Here is a 15,824-nt window from a genome sequence, read left to right as displayed (position 1 = left end):
TACGTGGTGGTGGCTTAAACGATGTACTGAAAGCGTACCGCCCTTATATTGATACGGCTCTTTTTGAGGGGACACAGTTTCAAAATGTCATCGTCCTGAACAAAGCATCGGTTAATATTTACGAAAGTTCCAAGATGGTGTTTGAAGATATTAAGTATCAGTTAAGTGATAACAAAGCGGCGGCGGTTCTCGCACTGGACAAACAGGCGGATAAAGTGGTGGCCAATTTAGGTATTCTTATTGGCCAACTAAAACGAGGCAGCATCGAAGTATAGAAAGTACAAGCAAGGAGATTAAGTCTTCTCGGCTCCTATGTTAAGAATATGGAGGAAACATTGTAATTTTCCAATTAATTCTTTTAGGACTAGGTAGATATCCAAATATCTAATTTTCCAACTTGAGCGACACGAGCTTGTCTTAGTGAGCTATCTTCAATCAGTGATATGCTCTCTGAAACGCTATGTACTTCTGTTACATTTAACTGTTCTTGATTGTTTGTTTCAGCATTGGCAAGAGGAAGAGCTAGAGTAAAGGTTAGTGTGCTTGCTAAAATCATTGTAAGTATTTTTCCCATACTATTGCATAATATTTAAAAGGATTATGTCAAATGTTGCATAAAAAATTTGAAAAATGGAGTATTTATATGATAGAAGTCAACTTTAAGAAAAATATTGAAGCGTTAAAAATAGACTACCACTTTACAGATGAAGACTTCATAGAACATTTTGGATTAAGAGAGGATCAGTTACTACAAACAGATACTCAGGGAGCAAGTCCTGTTTTAGTAGATAAAAGTATCGATTTAACATACGCTTATAAACATATATCAGCTGATGAACGTCTGACTCACTTAATCGATATTTTAATTCAAGTGGCTCATTTCTCTACTAAAACTATTGCAGCATATGGTCACATTTCAGAAGATGAATTAAAAGCATACATAGAAGAACCTTCATCTTTAGATTCAGAAAAAAATTTGTATGTTGTGCTTATTTATCATTGTTAGAGCGGACTATTTCTGAAAACTACCCTATTATTTAAAAAACTTAAATATCTGGTTCATCATGAAAAGAGTGGAGCAGAGGCAGTAAGAAAAGTAGAGAGAAATATTTATAAAAATGTAGTTGCATAACCTATCTTAACGGAAGTAGCAAAAACAAAAAGCGGTCTTACTATACGGTAAGGCCGTTTTTTATACATTGGCTGAAAATGGACTTTTCCATTTTGACAAAAGTGCCCTTTTTGGCCGTCAAAGGTAGCTATTCTTCAACAAAAACCGGGCAGAAAATCATTTTTTCGATTGTCTGCCTGGCTTTCATGTTCAGTTAAGATTTGACCTAGCGCTCTTGTAAAATTTCCGCAACGACGGGGTAGTGGTCGGACGCAAAAAGCCCGTCAAATGTTTTCGTCACAACATAAAATTGCCTAATACGAAATTGCTTTGTGAAAATAAAATCGATTTCTTCGTGAACTTTTTCATCGGTAGAAAAGCCATTAAATGTGGCCTGCGTATTATTTTCACCAGCATTTTGGAAGGATGCATTCAAATTTTGAAAGGCTTCAGATTCGCGGGTGGAGTTAAAATCGCCAAGCAAAACAAGTTGGGCATCTTGCGGTAACCGCTCTTGAAGCAGTTTGGCGGAATATGTACGCGCTTCTGCGGATATGTGATCAAAATGTGTGTTAAAAACATAAAAGCTGTCGCCTGTTTGTGTATCTAGTAATTTCACCCAAATGCAAGTGCGTTTAAAAGCGGCATCTTTATAAGCGGACGGAATTTGTTCGGTTTCAGATAGCCAAAAATGGCCCGTATCAAGCAAATCAAACCGCGCTTTCAAGTAGAAAATACTAATGGCCTCGCCCGTCTGCCCGCCGTCACGAAACAGGCTATAATGCGCATACGGCGACTCCACATTTAAATCCCGCAACTGATGCGGCACAAGTTCTTGCGCGCCAAAAACATCAAACGCTTCTTCGCGAATAATCTGCCGAATCAGTGGCAATCTAACGGACCAAGCAATATCCCCCGTTTTTTCAACATCACAACAAAGATTAAAACTGGCTACCTTCATACAACTCGCCTCCATAAATTGGTTTCGCTTTCATTGTATCGTTTTTTGAGAAAATAAAAAGCGTTTTGCTTCTTAAATCATTTAGAAGTTTTTTAAAACAGGAAACAAAGAGAGGTGAGGAATAGAAAAAGGATAAAGATTATTTAAATAATCTTTATCCTTCTTTTATACATGATGCGGCCGAGAGGACTTGAACCTCCACGAGCTAATGCCCACTAGGCCCTCAACCTAGCGCGTCTGCCGATTCCGCCACGACCGCGTAATTTGTACCAACAAAAAGTATTATAGTATTCTTTTAGCGGTTTTGTCAACGATTATAAGTGATTTTGTATAAATATTTTTCTTGCAAAAAAAACGTTAAAAGCATATAGTAAAAGAGGCGATGGAGTTCGCTATTATTGCGTTTTGCGCTGATGACTCCTGTTGAAAGAAACATAGTTGGCTATGTTTTTTTCAACAGGAGTTTTTGATTGGAGGAATGAATATGTATTTTTTATATGTTGGCATCTTTAGCGCGCTAGGCGGCATGACGCGTTATGGGATTAGTTTACTTATAGGTGGAAATGCGTTTCCCGCCGCGACACTCACGGTGAATTTGGTGGGGTGTTTTCTGCTTGCGGTTGTGACGCAGGCGGTTGCGACGAATCCGAAAGTGCGGCCGGAGCTAGTAGCGGGGCTCGGAACTGGGTTTATCGGGGCGTTCACCACATTTTCAAGCTTTAGCGTGGAAAATATCCAGCTACTCCAGTCAGAGCACATAAGTATCGCTGCTCTCTACATCGGAATCAGCTTGCTCGGTGGCCTTGCCTTCGCGAAACTCGGTTACTTCTTTTCTGCAAAGTGGGTGGGACGACATGCTTAACTTTTTGCTTGTGGGCATTGGCGCGGCTTTTGGCGGGATGACACGTTACGGGATCTCGGTTTGGATGAAAAATAAGTGGAAAACCGATTTTCCGTGGGCAACCTTCCTCATCAATCTTTCAGGTTCTTTTCTGCTAGGCCTACTCATCTCGAGCCAGCTTTCTGATATGTGGCAGCTCCTTATCGGAACTGGATTTATGGGTGGCTATACAACATTTTCGACTTTTAAAGTGGAATGCACGGAGCTTCGCTTGCAAAAAAGAACGGGAATTTTATCGGCCTATATGATTTTATCGTACGCGTTAGGAATTTCATGTGCTGGATTAGGCTTTTTTGTAGGCAGTCTATAAGAATTGTTTAAGAAATCCGCTTGGACTTGTTAAAAAGGCTGTAGCCATGCTATGCTAAGGACAACAAGTAAGTGAAAGGATAGACAATGAAAAAATTTATTTCAATTTTGATGATGAGCCTTTTTCTTCTTACAGCATGTTCGAACAATGATGCTGTCAATTATTTAGTCCTAGATGGAAGTATAACAGATGCGAGTGAAATAACGAGTAGGAACCAAATTACGGCTTCGGGAATACTAACTTGGCAAGGTGCAGCGGAAAATGATTCGTCTAATGTTGTCTTTACTTTTAATAGTTCAACTTCTATTGTGAATGAGTCAGGCAAGACAATGGAATCTACTGACCTCCAAAAGGGCACTAAATTTCAAGCTGTCTTTCCAGAAGGCGTTAAGTTAGTTGCTCCGTCTCCGGGAACAATATCTGCTCCAGCAACAAAAATAATCGTAAAAGACTAAACGGATTACGCAAAATCTAGTTATTAACAAATGATGAAAATTTTATTTGTTATTGACTAGATTTTTTTGTATTCGATTGTGTTAGTTATAAAATTGTGGTAGATTAAAATAGTACATAGTATACATACAGGAGGATTTTTTTTATGAAAAAAGGGTTAGTTTTATCAATTATGTTAGTTTTAATGTTAGTACTTACAGCTTGTGGGCAAACGCCGCAAGAGAAATTTGCTGACACGTATTCAAAAGCGCTTGACGTTCCAGATCAATATACTCAAAAAATGTCATTTAAAATTGATAATTTAGAGTCAGATGATATTTATGGTAGTGAAGCATCCACAATTGAAATGCTTAAGAAAATGCAGCTCGATGCAACAACATCTATCGATAAAAAAGCAGAAAAATCTTATGTGGCATTCAATCTTAGCTCAGATGGTGCGCTTAATTTTGACCTTGAAGTGGACGTTTTGATGAACGACAAAACAGGGGAAGCTTATATTCCATTAGATACAATCGTTAATCCAGACGATAATTTAAAGACGTTGCTTGACCAACAAACTGGCGGGGTTTTTTCTAAAATTAATCAAACTTATCCAGATTTGAAAAATAAATACATTAGTACATCTGAACTTTCTGAAACATTAGGGGAGACAGGTGACAAAACGACTAAATCGTCTGAATCAGTTACAAAAGCGATGGAAGATTTACAAAAGAAATTGAATAAAATTATCACAGACTACTTAAACGGTATGGACGAAAATCGTTTTACAGAAGATGATAATGGTAATATCACAACGACTTTAACTAAAAAAGATTTCGTTAACTTAATGAAGGACTTTGAAAAAGCACTTGGCGAAGATAGCGTGAAAAAAGATGTTAAAGCGATTGCTGAATCGCAAGGAAGTGTAACGGATTTTGACGAAGAATATGAAGATTTTCGTTTAGATTTAGCAGATACAATCAAAGATATGCAAAAAGAAAAAAATATTAAAGTTAGCCTGAAAATGTCGATGAAACCAGGTAAAGATGATAAATTTGAATCGATGACAATGAAAATTAATGCAGAAGATACAGAAAGCAACACGAAACTAGGCGGCACATTTAAAATCGAAAATGTTGCTTTCAAAAAGATTCCTGCATTCCCGAAAGATGATGAAATTGTAAGCACAGATGAGCTTCAAAAAATCATTCAAACCGTGATGATCCAAAGCATGTACGGCGACAAAGATTTATCAGATTCTAATTTTTAAAAGCGATAAAGAACAGCTGGGAAGCTGTTCTTTTTTGCGTTCTATGGTATGATAGGAACAGAAAACGATGGACAGGTGAAAAAAATGAAAGTCAAAAAGCACACGAAAAATGCCGAAGAGACAATCGCTCTGGCAAAAAAAATCGGTCAAAATGTAGATACTTCGTTCGTTATTTTGCTTGAAGGCGATTTAGGCGCTGGAAAGACTACCTTTACAAAAGGACTTGCTGAAGGACTAGGTATTACACAGCTCGTAAAAAGTCCAACCTTTACTATAATTCGTGAATATACGAGCGGGCGCTTGCCGCTTTATCATATGGATGTTTACCGTTTAGAAGAAGCATCGCCTGATGAACTTGGTTTTGACGAATATTTTTTAGGCGATGGTGTAAGCGTCGTTGAATGGGCGCACTATATCGCAGAAACCTTACCTAGCGAGTATTTGAAAATTACGATTTCACGGGTTTCAGATGATGAGCGAAACTTGGAATTTGAGGCAGTTGGTACGCGTTACAAGACTTTCTTGACGGAGGTTTTAGAATGATATTAGGGATTGATACAGCGACAGATACGATGAGTATTGCACTTTTAGCAGAAGGGCAAATCATTGGGGAAATGACGACAAATTTGAAAAAGAATCATAGCGTAAGACTTCTTCCGGCCATTCAGGAGCTAATGCAAGAATGTGGCGTGGCGGTAAGCGATGTAACAAAAATTGCTGTTTCTAAAGGCCCGGGGTCTTATACAGGGCTTCGAATTGGGGTCACGGTAGCCAAGACGCTGGCATGGGATTTGAATATTCCTATCGTAGGCATTTCGTCTCTTCAAATTTTAGCCAAAAGTGGGATGTACTTCCCGGGGAAAATTGTGGCGCTGATGGATGCGCGGCGCGAGAACGTTTATGCGGGCGTCTACCGTCAAGGTGATGCGCTCGAAAATTTGCTCCCCGACCAGCATATTGCGCTAACCGAATTGCTCGCAAACTTTAGCGGGACGACTGAAAAAATTCTATTTATCGGTGCAATCCCGCCGAATTTGCAAAACCGAATTGCGGGCGAACTCGGGCAACATGCAGTGTTTGCTAGCGCCGACACAAATTTTGCGCGGGCAGCTAGTCTTGTCGCGCTCGCTCAACACGAAAGCGGCACGGAGGCAACGAATTTCACGCCTGACTATTTGAAACTTGCCGAAGCCGAAAGCAAGTGGCTCGAAGCGAGGAAGAAAGCATGATTTCTTTTGAAAAAGCAACGCAAGAAGATATCGAAGCGCTGCTCCAAATTGAGCATGCTGTATTCAGTTCCCCGTGGTCGCGTGAAGCCTTTTTAAATGAATTCACAATCAACCAATTTGCCCATTATTTACTAGCCGTTTTAGACGGGCGAATCATTGGCTACGGTGGCGTTTGGCTCGTACTTGACGAGGGGCATATTACGAATGTCGCTATTCATCCCGACTTCCAAGGGCAAAAATACGGCGAAGCGCTACTAAAAGCGCTGTTAGATTTAGCAAAGCAGAACGGTGTCATAAACATGACGCTTGAAGTGCGCGTATCCAATACGCGGGCGCAAAATTTATATCGGAAATTTAATTTTCAAAACGGCGCAATTCGCAAACGTTACTATCCAGATAACGACGAAGATGCGCTTGTAATGTGGGTGAATTTATCATGACGAAAAATGAAACGATTATTTTAGGCATTGAATCAAGCTGTGATGAAACGGCTGCTGCCATCGTAAAAGGCGGCACGGAAATTTTATCGAACGTCGTTGCCTCCCAAATTGAGAGCCATAAACGCTTTGGCGGCGTCGTACCTGAAATTGCCTCGAGGCACCACGTCGAACAAATTACCATTGTAATCGAAGAGGCGTTAAATCAGGCGAATGTCACGTTAGATGACGTAGACGGGATTGCCGTAACAGAAGGACCTGGTCTTGTGGGAGCGCTACTCATTGGGGTGAACGCCGCTAAAACGCTAGCTTTTTCGCACCAAAAACCGCTCATTCCCGTGCATCACATCGCCGGCCATATTTACGCGAACCGCTTTGAAACCGAGATGCAGTTTCCGCTACTTGCGCTTGTCGTAAGCGGAGGACACACAGAGCTTGTTTTGATGAAAGAACATAATGATTTTGAGATTATCGGAGAAACGCGCGATGACGCAGCTGGTGAGGCATACGATAAAGTGGCGCGAACGCTTGGTTTGCCTTATCCTGGCGGAGTCCAGATCGACCATCTAGCAAGAGAAGGGGAAGACACATTCCACTTTCCACGTGCGATGATGGACGATGGCAGCTACGATTTTAGTTTCAGTGGCTTAAAATCTGCGTTTATTAATTTGCTCCATAATATGCGCCAAAAAAACTTAGAACCAAGTCCTGCTGATCTAGCAGCTAGCTTCCAGGCGAGTGTTGTCGACGTCTTAGTCACCAAAACAATTGCTGCCGCAAAAGAATACGGCGTTAAACAATTGCTTCTTGCAGGCGGTGTTGCGGCAAACCAAGGCTTACGCGAACGAATGATTCAAGAAGCAGAACTTGAAATTCCAGCCGTCCAATTGGTCATCCCGCCGCTTTCACTTTGCGGAGACAATGCCGCCATGATTGCAGCAGCAGGAACGGTAGCCTACGAAGAAGGCAAATTCGGCAACTTAGCCTTAAATGCCAAACCCGGTTTGTTATTTGAAGAAGTTTAAAAAAGCTAGGACGAATTTTCGTCCTAGCTTTTTTCTATGCATTCAATTCTTCAATTTCCTCACTCACGATTTCCCAGTCGGCCATTAAGGCTTCGGCAACTTGTTTAATGGCATCCAATTCTTCGGTAATCGCGTAACTTTTTTCGTGGTCGTTAAAAACCGTTGGAAGTGTCAACTCATGTTCGAGTGAAGCGATTTTCGCATCGCATTCTTCCATTTTTCCCTCAATTTCAGCAAGCTTTCGTGTTTTTTGCCGTAATAATTTTTGCGCTTCCTTGCTTTGCTGGTACGCCGCCTTGTTAGAAGGATTTTCCGCTTGTGCTGGCATTTCGCCGTTCCGAAGTTTCTCTTCCATTTCAAGACGCGCAATTTCTCTGTTTTCCGCAATTTTCTCCTGATAGTAGTCATAGTCGCCTAAATAGCGCGTCGCCCCAGTCGGATTAAGCTCAATAATATCTTGTGCGATGCGGTTAATGAAGTAGCGGTCATGCGAAACGAACAAAATCGTGCCTTCAAAATCAATGAGCGCCGCCTCCAAAACTTCCTTACTTTCAATATCCAAATGGTTGGTCGGCTCATCGAGAATAAGCACATTTGCCCCGAGTAGCGTCAGCTTTGAAAGCGCCAAGCGGGCCTTTTCGCCGCCACTAAGCGTATCCACAATTTTTAAAACATCATCTTCTGAAAAAAGGAAATTTCCAAGTGTGGTGCGGACCGCTTTCTCGTCTAGTTCAGGATATTCATCCCAAAGTTCTTGTAAAATCGTCTTTTTGGAAGAAAGCTTAGCTTGTTCTTGGTCGTAATACCCGATTTTAACGCCAGCGCCAAAACGAAAATCGCCCTTTAAAACAGGGATTTCACGAATGAGTGACTTTAAAAGGGTAGACTTGCCAATTCCGTTTGGCCCAACAAGTGCAATACTATCACCGCGCTTCATTTCAAACCGAACATTTTGCGCCACCAATTTGTCTTTCGAATAGCCAATTGCAACATCTTCGACAAATAAAATGTCATTTCCGGGCGTGCGGTCAAATTGAAAACCAAAATGGGCCGCTTTTTCATTTCCCGCCGGCCGATCTAATCGGTCCATTTTTTCCAGTTTCTTCCGCCGGCTTTGCGCCCGTTTCGTTGTCGATGCACGAACAATATTCCGAGCAACAAAGTCTTCCAATTTGGCAATTTCCGTCTGTTGTTTCTCGAATTCCTTCCAGTCTTTTTCAAGCTGCTCCTGTTTTAAAACAAGAAAACGACTGTAATTTCCAACATAGTGAGTGATTTTTGTCCGGGAAATCTCATAAACTTGGTTCACCACGCGGTCCAAAAAATAGCGGTCGTGCGAAACGATGAGCAGCGCGCCCGCATAATTTTGCAAATACCCCTCAAGCCACGAAAGCGTCGCAATATCCAAATGGTTGGTCGGCTCATCTAAAATCAAAAGATCTTGTTTGGATAAAAGTAGTTTCGCAAGTGCAAGCCTAGTTTTCTGCCCACCACTTAAAGCCGCGACTAATTTTTCATAATCCTCTTCAAAAAAATGGAGACCATGTAGCACCGAACGAATTTCCGCTTCATACGTATAGCCGCCGCGTTCCTTGAAAAGGTGTTGCAGTTCATCGTAACTATCCAAAGCCTGCCTTGCCGTCTCAGCATCCGCGTATATACCGCTGTCCGCCATTTTAAGCTCCATCTCGCGCAGCTCGCGTTCCATGTTACGCAAGTCTTCAAAAACAGTCAGCATTTCATTCCAAATCGTCTTGCTCGACTCAAGCCCCGTATTTTGCGCCAAGTAGCCAATCCGCACATTTTTCGGCTTTGAAATTTGCCCCGCATCATATGAAGTCTGCCCCGCAATGATTTTCAGAAGCGTTGATTTTCCCGCCCCGTTTCTGCCAACTAGCGCAATCCGGTCATTTGTTTTAATTTCTAATTTTATATTTTCTAAAATCGTTTCCGCACCAAAGTACTTCGCAATTTGTTGTACTTGCAAAAGAATCATATTTTTCTCCCCTATCTCTTTCTAGTTTAGCGTAAAGGTGAGCCCGTTGCAATCACACATTTGATTTTGTGAAATCATTAGCATTAATTGTGATTTTACGATACAATGAGAGCAGGTAAACAAAATAAATACTGATAAAATAAAGGTTTTCTAAATGTGTGAGCAAAAAGTTTGTGCATTTTATGTGAAATGTTTATAGTATATAAGCAAGCATGTGAAGGAAAGAGCAGTCATTTTGCTTGAAAACGAACCATATTTTATCAGGAAGAAGGGACTAATTGGCATGATGGATGAAACGACAAAAATTCCACAGGCGACAGCAAAACGCTTACCGTTATATCATCGCTATTTGAAATATCTACATGAATCAGGAAAAGAACGTGTATCTTCGGCAGAGTTAAGTGAAGCTGTAAAAGTGGATTCCGCAACAATTCGCCGCGATTTCTCATATTTCGGCGCACTCGGCAAGAAAGGATATGGTTATAATGTTTCTTATATTCTTGACTTTTTTGGAAAAACGCTCAGCCAAGATAAAGAAACGAACGTTGCCATTATCGGTGTAGGGAATCTTGGAACCGCACTACTTCATTATAACTTCATGAAAAACAATAATATTCGCGTTTGTGCTGCATTTGATGTAGATCCTGCAAAAGTAGGTACCGTCCAACAAGATATTCCAATTTATCATTTAAATGATATGGAAGAAATTTTAAAAGAAAATAATGTTGAAGTGGTCATTTTAACTGTACCATCTGATGAAGCTCAAACAACGGTGGATAAATTGATCGAAGCAGACGTGAAGGGGATTCTAAACTTTACGCCAGCACGTATTAGCGTGCCAAAACAAGTACGCGTCCATCATATTGATTTGACAACTGAATTACAAACATTAATTTACTTCCTAGAAAACTATCCATCTAAAAATTAAAACGCAGCTTAAGAAGCTCAAAAATAAAAGAACTTTGATGTAACTATCTGAACCAGCGCTTAAGAGTGCTGGTTTCTTATAAGAGGTGAAATGAATGAAACGACTGAAAAAATTAAATTGGACGCAGTGGGTTGCCCTTTTTATTTTTGTATCCATGGGGATTTCGATGATTGTGACCATCTTTGAAATTTTTACTGCCCCCGCGTCACAACCAGCAACAGGACCAAAAGTAACGCTCCGAAGTGATTATATTTTCTTACTGGTAGAAATCATTTTAGGGATTATTATTTTAGCTTTACCGTCCATTGTTTCTAGACGATTTAAATTTGAAATTCCGGGGCTTGTGTACCTCATGTTTATCGTTTTTCTATACGCCTCAATTTATCTTGGAACCATTCAACAATTTTATGCGAATGTACCTCACTGGGATAAAATATTGCATACGTTTAGTGGTGCGATGCTAGGCGCAATAGGCTTTTCTTTTGTGAGTTTACTCAATGCTAACGATAAAGTCGTCATGAACATGAAGCCCGGCTTTGTCGCGATATTTTCTTTCTGTTTTGCGGTAACGCTCGGCGCTTTCTGGGAAGTGTATGAGTATACATTCGATGCTCTTTTAGGTTTAAATATGCAGCGCTTCGAACTCTCTAACGGAACGCCACTCGTTGGGCGGGCTGCTCTCACGGATACCATGACAGACGTTATTGTCGACATCATTGGCGCATTAGTTATGGCCATTATCGGATACTGGGCGCTAAAAAAAGGTCGCCCGTGGATGAAACAATTTGAATTTAAACGGACAAATAAAAAAGATGAGCTCGGAAGATAATCCGAGCTCATCTTTTTTTATAGAAACTATTTTTCAACATCTTTTTGTTTTGGCAAATTGTCTACATAACTATCAGAATACTGGAGTAGTTTTCGACTTGCTTCAAAACGTTTTTTGATATCAGCAGAGAGTTCTTTATTTCCGCCATTATAATAAGTGGCTTTGCCCGTTTCAAAACTTTCGTCTGGTTCATACATATAATCATTTGCCATGTAGCTACCTTCTGGCATTGTGTAGCGTTCTGGCACAAAATTCGTTTGCGTATTTAAGATGTCCTCCCCAAACATAATCTGGTCAGTTGCTTTAATCCCAAGAAGATTGAGAACGGTTGGCATTACGTCAATTTCGCCGCCGATATTATCAATCTTGCCTGTCTTTTCAACGCCCGGAATGTGGAGGTAGAACGGAATCCGGTAGTCATCAGCAGGCTGCGCTTTTAGCTCACTAGAACGATTGACGTAGCTTTTTTGGTCATCTGTAAGCTTTGCCGTATCAATGATATGGTGGTCACCGTACATCACAACGACAGAATCATCCCAAATACCATTTTTCTTCAATTTATTAATAAATGCACCAAGCTGTTTGTCCGCATAGTGCACGGCTTGGAAATAGTTCCCAAGCTCTGTGCCTTCCAAGTTTTTCGGAAGGTTAAGCGATTGCTTGCTCTCTGGAATATTAAATGGCATATGACTGCTAACCGAAATAAGTTGCGCATAGAAGTTTTCATCGTTTTGATAATGTTCTTCTAAAATTGGCATCGCCTTATTGTATAAAACCTCATCGCTCGGCGAAAAGCCAATAACATCATCATCGCCAAAGAACGAGCGATCATAAAACTTATCAAACCCTACTGCTGGATAAAAATTGTCCCGATTATAGAAACTCGCGTCGTTCGTGTGGAAGGTTGCCGTCTGATAACCTTTCTTAGAAAGCGTCCGCGGTAATGATGGAATAACGCGGTCACCGTAAGTTTGCGTATTCGTATAGTAGCCGCTAGGGAAGGTGGAGGTATACACAGACCATTCCGCATCAGCCGTATTAGATTTTGAAACCGTTTGGAAAAACGAATCCGAGTAGAGCGTTTCGCCTTCCAATTTGTCGAGTGTTGGCGTGACGGATTGCCCGTTTAGTTTTACACCCGTCAAGTTGCGCTGGAAGGATTCTAACTGGATAATAATTAAGTTTTTCCCTTTTGCAATGCCGTAGTAGTCCGGATTCTTTTTAACTTCAACGCCTTTTATCGTACGGATATTATCTGCTGTAATATCAGCCGCCCGAACATCGGTCGTTCCAGTAAAAGCCGTAGCTACATTAAAGGTAAACACACCCATCTTTTCAGCGCGTTTCGTATCACTAATAATATTTTTATTCATCATATCATAAGTGAAAAATCCAATTAGAAGCAGAAGAACAGCAAGCGAGATGCCAAAAGTTCGTCTTTTTATTTGGAAAGTTTTAAAACGCACACCTTTTTTTAAGTCCAAATAAAGAACAACTGGTAACAAGAGAAGATTCGCAAAAAATAGCCAATCGTACCATTTCAATAAGCTAGTTGCGCTATCTTTGACAACGCCGACTTCACCAATTAAAGAAAGGCTGTGATAAGTTGGAATTTCATTGTAAAACCGTCCATAAAGAACGAAAACAAGCATCAATATTCCAAGAAAACATGTTAGACCCGCATAAACATAAACTTGCGCACGAGGACGTACAAAAGCATGTATGAGAAGCAGTAAAATAAGGACAAACGATAAATCGGCCATAAAGCTAAGCCAATTTGGATCTTGAAAAACTTGGAAATAGGCTAAGGCAAATTGACCAACAATTAAAATCAAATAAATAATTAACAAGATAAAAGCCTCTTTCTTTTAAAAAATAGGTTAAATTTCCCCAATTATATCTATTTTAACGCACCCGATTTTGAAGTGCAAATATTGCGGAGAATTTTACAAGTTGGCACTTTAACACTATTGACCTTTAAAGTGCGAAAGGGTATGATGAGAAAAAATAATTTTTTACATTAAGGGGATTTCAGATGTCTATTTTTAGAAAAAAATCAATTGAGGAATTATTACCAAATAAAGGAGGACATATTCGACTAAAACAAACGCTTGGCGCATTTGATTTAATGCTCCTTGGTGTCGGTGCCATCGTCGGGACTGGGATATTCATTTTACCAGGTACTGTTGCTGCAATGCATTCAGGACCTGCCATTGTCTTTTCATTTGTGATTGCCGCCGTTGTTTGCGCACTTGCTGCGCTTTGTTATTCAGAATTCGCATCCTCTGTGCCAGTTGCAGGCAGTGCCTACACATATGGCTACGTAATCTTCGGTGAATTTATCGCATGGGTACTCGGTTGGGCGCTCCTTCTTGAATATGGCCTAGCCGTCGCGTCTGTCGCAAGCGGTTGGTCCTCTTACTTAAATGCCTTTTTGAAAGGCTTTCATCTCGAAATTCCAACCGCCATTTCGGGACCATTTAATCCGGCCGAAGGGACATATGTCAACATTCCTGCAATTCTAATCATCTTCATCGTTGCTTTTCTGCTCACTAAAGGTATTCGCGAATCTACTCGTGTGAATACCGTCATGGTTATTTTAAAAGTGAGCGTCATTCTGCTTTTCATTATCGTCGGGGCATTTTATGTGAAACCAGCCAATTGGCAACCGTTCATGCCATTCGGTTTCAGTGGCGTCCTAAACGGAGCCGCGCTTGTTTTCTTTGCATATTTAGGATTTGACGCGGTTTCAAGTGCCGCAGAAGAAGTGAAAAATCCAAAACGCAATATGCCAATTGGAATTATCGGTTCACTTTTAATTTGCACAATTCTTTATATGCTTGTATCTGTTGTTTTAACGGGTATTGTACCTTATACAGAATTAAATGTAACAGACCCCGTTGCTTTTGCACTGCAAGTCATCAATCAAGACTGGATAGCAGGAATTATTTCTTTAGGGGCAGTTGTTGGAATGCTTACGGTCATTCTTGTTATGACATACGGCGGCACGCGTTTAGTCTATGCGCTAGGTCGAGATGGCCTACTGCCGAAGATGCTAGCTGAAATTAATCCAAAACATAGCACACCTGTTAAAAATACATGGATTTATGCATCAGTTGTCGCTATTTTGGCCGGACTTGTTCCGCTTGGGAAATTAGCAGAGCTTGTGAATATGGGGACTTTAATTGCGTTTATGATGGTTTCTCTCGGCATTTTATTTTTACGAAAAAATAAAGAAATTGCGCCTGGAAGCTTTAAAACGCCGTTCTATCCCGTGTTACCAATTGTGTCCTTCTTACTTTGTGGTTTCCTTATTACACGCCTAGCGACGCTTACTTGGATTGTATGTGGCATTTGGTTTGTTATTGGGGTTATTATTTATTTTGGATATGGGAAGAAACACAGCACACTAGAAAAACAAGGGACTTACAAAAAGTAAGTTGAATCATTCGCATTTTTTCCTCCCATATGATGTAATAGAAGGAACCAATATTAAAGGAGAAATGTAGAATGAGCGACGAGTTTAAGTTAGGGGCAGTGGTTTTAAAGGTGGCAGATTTAGCCAAAATGGCGGCTTTTTATGCAGAGGTTATCGGTCTTGTTAAACAAGCGGAGTCAGAGGAAAAGGTGCTGTTTGGCGCGAAAAACGATGGCGACACACTTCTTGTTCTAGAAAAACTAACAAATGGAGTGCGCCCCAACATGCCGCGAACAGGTTTATTTCATACGGCTTTTTTAGTGCCCAATCGTGCGGCGCTTGGCGATATGCTGATTCATTTGATCAAATCGAAGTATCCGCTTAGTGGAGCGGGCGACCATGCATACAGTGAGGCCATTTATTTAGCTGATCCAGAAGGGAATGGCATCGAGATTTACCGCGATCGCCCCTTTGCCAAATGGCGCATTAACGAAGACGGCACGTATCCCGCAGTAACTGAAGAAGTCGATGCGGACGCAATTATTGATGCAGCTACGCGAGAAGAGTTCCACCAGATTCACCCAGAAACGAAAATCGGACACGTTCATTTGCAAGTGAGCGATATCGAAGCAACAGAAGAATTTTACGGAAATATTCTCGGTTTAAACATTCAAACCAAAATCCCGTCTGCCCGCTTTTTTGCAGAAGGTCGTTATCATCACCATATTGGCAGTAATATTTGGGCAGGAACAAACTTGCTGCCGCGCGCGGAAAATGAAACGGGCTTGGCCTATTTTACAATTGTAACGTCTAAATTCAAAGAATGGGAAACGCGTCTTGCGAAAGCCGGATTTAAAATGGAAAAACGCCATTTTGGTTTGCAAGTAAGCGATCCAAACGGAATTTTAATTATGTTGCAAGAACCCCAAATTTAGGAAAAGACAAATTGTCAAAAAGTTGATAGAATAAAGTTATCT

Annotated in this window: 17 protein-coding genes, 1 tRNA gene, 1 pseudogene and 1 riboswitch; of the genes and pseudogenes, 14 read left to right on the top strand and 5 right to left on the bottom strand. The window is 40.7% G+C overall.

The genetic code is table 11. The features are described 5' to 3' along the window. Positions 1-275: pseudogene (locus tag BN1609_RS05055) on the top strand (SA1320 family protein); the annotation flags it as partial. A gap of 89 nt (positions 276-364) precedes the next feature. Here BN1609_RS05055 and BN1609_RS05050 read toward each other — a convergent pair. Beyond that, complete coding sequence (locus BN1609_RS05050; RefSeq protein ID WP_088840576.1) at positions 365-556, bottom strand: hypothetical protein; 192 nt, start codon at positions 554-556, stop codon at positions 365-367. 87 nt (positions 557-643) lie between these two features. Here BN1609_RS05050 and BN1609_RS05045 point away from each other — a divergent pair, with 87 nt between their 5' ends. Further along, entirely contained in the window at positions 644-1,006 is a 363-nt protein-coding gene (locus tag BN1609_RS05045) for an HTH domain-containing protein (protein ID WP_255377312.1), read from the top strand. Between the two features lie 331 nt (positions 1,007-1,337). On the opposite strand, the gene BN1609_RS05040 is transcribed toward BN1609_RS05045, so the two are convergent. Both BN1609_RS05040 and BN1609_RS05035 read right to left on the bottom strand, forming a co-directional pair. Next, on the bottom strand, positions 1,338-2,072 hold the full coding sequence (locus BN1609_RS05040; RefSeq protein WP_088840575.1) for an endonuclease/exonuclease/phosphatase family protein: 735 nt from the start codon (positions 2,070-2,072) through the stop codon (positions 1,338-1,340). A 175-nt stretch (positions 2,073-2,247) separates the two neighbouring features. Further along, positions 2,248-2,331: transfer RNA gene (locus tag BN1609_RS05035), tRNA-Leu, on the bottom strand. A 110-nt stretch (positions 2,332-2,441) separates the two neighbouring features. Continuing rightward, positions 2,442-2,502: riboswitch (Fluoride riboswitch) on the top strand. A 54-nt stretch (positions 2,503-2,556) separates the two neighbouring features. Here BN1609_RS05035 and BN1609_RS05030 point away from each other — a divergent pair. The 8 genes from BN1609_RS05030 (at position 2,557) to tsaD (ending at position 7,676) form a co-directional block, all read left to right on the top strand. Then, the gene (locus BN1609_RS05030) at positions 2,557-2,934 is read left to right on the top strand and encodes a CrcB family protein (protein WP_088839164.1); all 378 of its coding nucleotides are present in this window, start codon (positions 2,557-2,559) and stop codon (positions 2,932-2,934) included. Continuing rightward, positions 2,927-3,283, top strand: a complete 357-nt coding sequence (gene crcB / locus BN1609_RS05025; RefSeq protein WP_088810536.1) for a fluoride efflux transporter CrcB — start codon at positions 2,927-2,929, stop codon at positions 3,281-3,283. The genes BN1609_RS05030 and crcB overlap by 8 nt, the downstream gene beginning before the upstream one ends. 86 nt (positions 3,284-3,369) lie before the next feature. After that, on the top strand, positions 3,370-3,738 hold the full coding sequence (locus BN1609_RS05020) for a hypothetical protein (RefSeq protein WP_088839166.1): 369 nt from the start codon (positions 3,370-3,372) through the stop codon (positions 3,736-3,738). Between the two features lie 143 nt (positions 3,739-3,881). Continuing rightward, on the top strand, positions 3,882-4,985 hold the full coding sequence (locus BN1609_RS05015) for a hypothetical protein (RefSeq protein WP_088810534.1): 1,104 nt from the start codon (positions 3,882-3,884) through the stop codon (positions 4,983-4,985). An 84-nt stretch (positions 4,986-5,069) separates the two neighbouring features. Further along, positions 5,070-5,528 carry a tRNA (adenosine(37)-N6)-threonylcarbamoyltransferase complex ATPase subunit type 1 TsaE gene (gene tsaE, locus BN1609_RS05010; protein WP_088810619.1) on the top strand — a complete coding sequence of 153 codons (459 nt, stop codon included), beginning with the start codon at positions 5,070-5,072 and terminating at the stop codon, positions 5,526-5,528. Next, the gene (gene tsaB, locus BN1609_RS05005) at positions 5,525-6,214 is read left to right on the top strand and encodes a tRNA (adenosine(37)-N6)-threonylcarbamoyltransferase complex dimerization subunit type 1 TsaB (RefSeq protein ID WP_088810533.1); all 690 of its coding nucleotides are present in this window, start codon (positions 5,525-5,527) and stop codon (positions 6,212-6,214) included. The genes tsaE and tsaB overlap by 4 nt, the downstream gene beginning before the upstream one ends. Beyond that, positions 6,211-6,654 (top strand): ribosomal protein S18-alanine N-acetyltransferase, encoded by a 444-nt coding sequence (gene rimI / locus BN1609_RS05000; protein ID WP_088810532.1) that lies wholly within the window; start codon positions 6,211-6,213, stop codon positions 6,652-6,654. Before tsaB ends, rimI begins: the two co-directional genes overlap by 4 nt. Then, a complete protein-coding gene (gene tsaD / locus BN1609_RS04995) occupies positions 6,651-7,676 on the top strand; it encodes a tRNA (adenosine(37)-N6)-threonylcarbamoyltransferase complex transferase subunit TsaD (protein WP_088810531.1) in 1,026 nt (341 codons plus the stop codon). Before rimI ends, tsaD begins: the two co-directional genes overlap by 4 nt. A gap of 34 nt (positions 7,677-7,710) precedes the next feature. Here tsaD and BN1609_RS04990 read toward each other — a convergent pair whose 3' ends face one another. After that, the gene (locus tag BN1609_RS04990) at positions 7,711-9,672 is read right to left on the bottom strand and encodes an ABC-F family ATP-binding cassette domain-containing protein (protein WP_088840574.1); all 1,962 of its coding nucleotides are present in this window, start codon (positions 9,670-9,672) and stop codon (positions 7,711-7,713) included. Positions 9,673-9,955: 283 nt separating this feature from the next. On the opposite strand from BN1609_RS04990, the gene BN1609_RS04985 reads away from it, so the two are divergent. Both BN1609_RS04985 and BN1609_RS04980 read left to right on the top strand, forming a co-directional pair. Next, complete coding sequence (locus tag BN1609_RS04985) at positions 9,956-10,600, top strand: redox-sensing transcriptional repressor Rex (protein WP_088815531.1); 645 nt, start codon at positions 9,956-9,958, stop codon at positions 10,598-10,600. Between the two features lie 103 nt (positions 10,601-10,703). Further along, positions 10,704-11,429 carry a hypothetical protein gene (locus BN1609_RS04980; protein WP_088810618.1) on the top strand — a complete coding sequence of 242 codons (726 nt, stop codon included), beginning with the start codon at positions 10,704-10,706 and terminating at the stop codon, positions 11,427-11,429. 26 nt (positions 11,430-11,455) lie between these two features. On the opposite strand, the gene BN1609_RS04975 is transcribed toward BN1609_RS04980, so the two are convergent. Continuing rightward, a complete protein-coding gene (locus BN1609_RS04975) occupies positions 11,456-13,279 on the bottom strand; it encodes an LTA synthase family protein (protein WP_088810528.1) in 1,824 nt (607 codons plus the stop codon). Positions 13,280-13,464: 185 nt separating this feature from the next. On the opposite strand from BN1609_RS04975, the gene BN1609_RS04970 reads away from it, so the two are divergent. Beyond that, the gene (locus BN1609_RS04970; protein ID WP_088840573.1) at positions 13,465-14,868 is read left to right on the top strand and encodes an amino acid permease; all 1,404 of its coding nucleotides are present in this window, start codon (positions 13,465-13,467) and stop codon (positions 14,866-14,868) included. Positions 14,869-14,939: 71 nt separating this feature from the next. Beyond that, on the top strand, positions 14,940-15,782 hold the full coding sequence (locus BN1609_RS04965) for a VOC family protein (RefSeq protein ID WP_088840572.1): 843 nt from the start codon (positions 14,940-14,942) through the stop codon (positions 15,780-15,782). Positions 15,783-15,824: the final 42 nt, after the last annotated feature.

The sequence above is a fragment of the Listeria sp. ILCC797 genome, from assembly GCF_900186185.1.
GTDB classification, from domain to species: Bacteria; Bacillota; Bacilli; order Lactobacillales; family Listeriaceae; genus Listeria; species Listeria goaensis.
This window is presented reverse-complemented; position numbering and strand designations above follow the sequence as displayed.